The organism is uncultured Agitococcus sp., assembly GCF_937920075.1.
GTDB lineage: Bacteria > Pseudomonadota > Gammaproteobacteria > Pseudomonadales > Moraxellaceae > Agitococcus.
Genome location: NZ_CALETI010000281.1, coordinates 1 through 3,383, shown reverse-complemented (window position 1 = coordinate 3,383; position 3,383 = coordinate 1). Strand labels below are relative to the sequence as shown.

1 protein-coding gene is annotated in these 3,383 nt (G+C 38.4%); it reads left to right on the top strand.

Going from position 1 to position 3,383, the window contains the following annotated elements; genetic code table 11:
• The first annotated feature begins 30 nt into the window (after positions 1 to 30).
• Entirely contained in the window at positions 31 to 1,341 is a 1,311-nt protein-coding gene (locus Q0212_RS09875; RefSeq protein WP_297924954.1) for an IS4 family transposase, read from the top strand.
• Positions 1,342 to 3,383: the final 2,042 nt, after the last annotated feature.

Below are 3,383 nucleotides of genomic sequence, written 5' to 3'. Positions count from 1 at the left end.
GTATCAATTTTTGATACCCATTTTTATTTTATGAGCCTACTTGAGAATTTATCAACAACCTTATCGTACAGTGCTGAAAGCGTTGCTCATTTTAGTGAGTTAATAGATATTCAGTGGATAGAAGCCTCGCTAACGAAGACAGGCAAAGCCTCCATACGCAAACGGAAGCTACCTGCGGAGCAAGTTGTTTGGTTAGTGATTGGACTAGCCTTATTCCGAAATCAACCGATTTGGTATGTTGTCCAACAGCTTGATTTAGTACAAGGAGAAAGTAACTATTGTTATCCCAGTGCCACCGTTCAAGCAAGACAACGTTTAGGGCAAGAACCGTTAGCGGAATTATTTCGGACATTAAGCCAATCGTGGTTAGAAGGGTCGCTAGTTAAACAAGAAAAATATCAGGATTTACAGGTATTTGCGGTTGATGGCGTGATTTGGGCGATGCCGCACACCCCTGATAATTTCAGTCATTTTGGTTCATCCAAAGGAAAAGCGGCCTCAGCGACATGGCCACAAGTGAGAGCGGTTTGCTTGATGAATACACAGAGTCACGAATTAATTGACGCACAATTAGGAGATATGTCACAAGGAGAATTGACCTTAGCCCATCGTTTAAGCGTTCCTCATGACAGCATTACGTTATTTGACCGAGCGTACTTTTCAGCAGATTTTTTAATGAGTTGGCAAGAAAAGGCAGAAAATAGTCATTGGTTAATGAGAGCGAAAGATAATTTACGTTATGAAGTGATTGAAAAATATGGGCAAGGTGATTATTTGATACAAATGCCTGTTTCAGCACGCGCACAAAAATTGAATCCGACACTAGGGCAAACATGGCAAGCCCGTTTAATGGAAGTTGAACATGAAGGGAAAAAGAGGCGATATATCACCTCATTGATCAATAAGGAAAAATACTCTAAAAAAACACTGGTAACACTTTATATTCAGCGATGGGAAATTGAATTAGGTTTTCGTGAAATCAAGTCATCTTTGCAAGAAGGAATGATGTTGCGTAGTAAATTGCCTGAATTGGTTTATCAAGAGATTTGGGGGGTATTGATTGCGTATAATCTTATCAGAAGACAAATGAAAATCATGGCAAATACGTTAGAAGTCAGTCCGTTAAGAATGAGCTTTCATGTGTGTTCTTTAGCCATCATTAATTTATTACGATTTGCCCCCCTGTTATCTGCGGGAACGTTGCCAAAACAATTACAGTCATTGATGAATCAGGCAAGTATGTTCGTTTTACCCAAGAAAAGAGAGCGTACATACCCTAGAGTCGTGAAACCAAAACCTCAAAAATATCCTATAAAAAAATGCCAGTTAGATCTTAACTGACTGGCATTACTTCAAATGAAGGGCTTTATAAAAGATCAGTGCGAAGCTGATCCAATTTAGCAAAAGAAAATCTACATTTTGAAGCATCAGTGGGACTGGCCGAAGCCAGCCCCTATGCCTTATTTCTGTTGTTTCACTTCAATTTTGAAGGGTTCGAGCTGCATAGCAAACTCGCCCCCTAATATCAAAGTTCCCAAACCCAAACTAAATACGGTGATGAAAATCAACCACAGCACAAGGTTTGCTTTTTGGGACAGAACAGCATAAAATTTACTGTACTTCATCTAGTAAATTTCCTGATGTTGTACGGTCGCAAAACAACCCCCAACCATACGGCAGGGCGCGTTGGCCAATCCAACATCCTGACTATTGCAAGTAGTCAGTACGGATATTCTAAACGAAAAAGCCACTGTTTTATACAGTGGCTTTTTCGTTTTTAGAGATAGCAGTTCCTAAGTCCCTAAAATAAAAATTCCGCATGCGGAAACATATTTTAAAAATTCAATTGGGTTGCCCATCATAATCACTAATAAAACGTTGACAGTTATTGGCATCAGCTTCATCAACATGAACCCAAAAGAAGCCTGATTTATCTTTTTTCTGCATACGTTTAATCGTTTTTCCGCACTTAGGGCATACTCTCTCAAAGTCTGCCAAAGGCAATGTGCTTCTATCTAATTTTATAGTAGAAATATCTTGTTGAATAACATTATAGAGCTGACTAATAACCTGATTATAAGTCATACCACTATTGGCTATTTTATCAAGATCATCTTCCATATTAGCGGTAAAGTCATAATCTAAAAACTTTTGTTCTTTGAGAGCATCAATAATGGTAATGCCTAATTCTGTTGGAAATAAAGATTGTTTATTTTTATCTTTTTTATCGGGTGAACCAACTTGAATATATGATTTGCTAATAATATTCTGAATGATTGTTGCGTATGTTGACGGTCGCCCTATTCCCAACCCCTCTAATTTTTTAATGAGACTACCTTCGGTGTATCTTGGTGGTGGAGCTGTCATTTTATTATCAATTTTATTGCCAATGACACCATGAACATCGCCTACTCTTGGGACTTTGTTAATTTTACTGAGTTCATCCTTCTCATCTTTGGTATCCAAGATAACTAATTCACGCCATCCTTTCAACAATTCAACACTCGCAGCCGCTTTAAATAGAGCTTGGAATGCTTGATCGTTAAACATGTAATATTTTTCACTACATGCTTCAATAGTGGTTACTTCATCTATGGCAGATGGCATACATGATGTCACGGCTCTTTCGTGAATTAACGCATAAATCTTTTGTACTTCATCATCTGAGTCCACTATAAGGTTATTAAAATTTGTTGGTCTGATTGCCTCATGTGCGCCTTGAGCGTTGTCCTTAGCTGGCCATTTATGTTGTGTATTATTTGGGGTGAATCCTTTGGAAACTAACCATTGAGCTGCCGCATTGAACCCTTCTGATGACATATTAGGATTGTCTGTACGATGATAGGTAATATGTCCAGATTCAAACAAACTTTGTGCGATTTCCATTGTTTTACTGGCATTTAACTTTAAGGCAGCATTGGCAACTTGTTGTAATAATGATGTCGTTAAAGGGCTTTTAGGCTTGGTTTCGCGTTTGCGAATATCAACGTTTGTTATGCAAACTCGTTTTGTCTGGGCAATTTTTTCTGCTAATTCTTTGTCGAAGAGATGTTTTTCATCCGAGCTACAGTTTTTAGGATTATGTTTTAATTCTAATTCATTATCTAAAGTGATAAAAACTTCATAAAAGGCTTTTGGCACAAAACTACGAATTTTGTTTTCAATGTCAACAACCAAGCGCAATGCAGGAGTTTGCACTCTACCAGCAGATAAGCCGCGATTAGATTGCTCGCACAATATTGACGAAACATCATACCCTACGACTCTATCAGCTACTCTACGAGCCTCTTGAGCCATCACTAAATTAATATCAATTGGCCTTGGAGACAACAAAGATCGGAAGAGCGTCGTGTAGGGAAAGAGTGTCTTCGCCTGTGTAGATC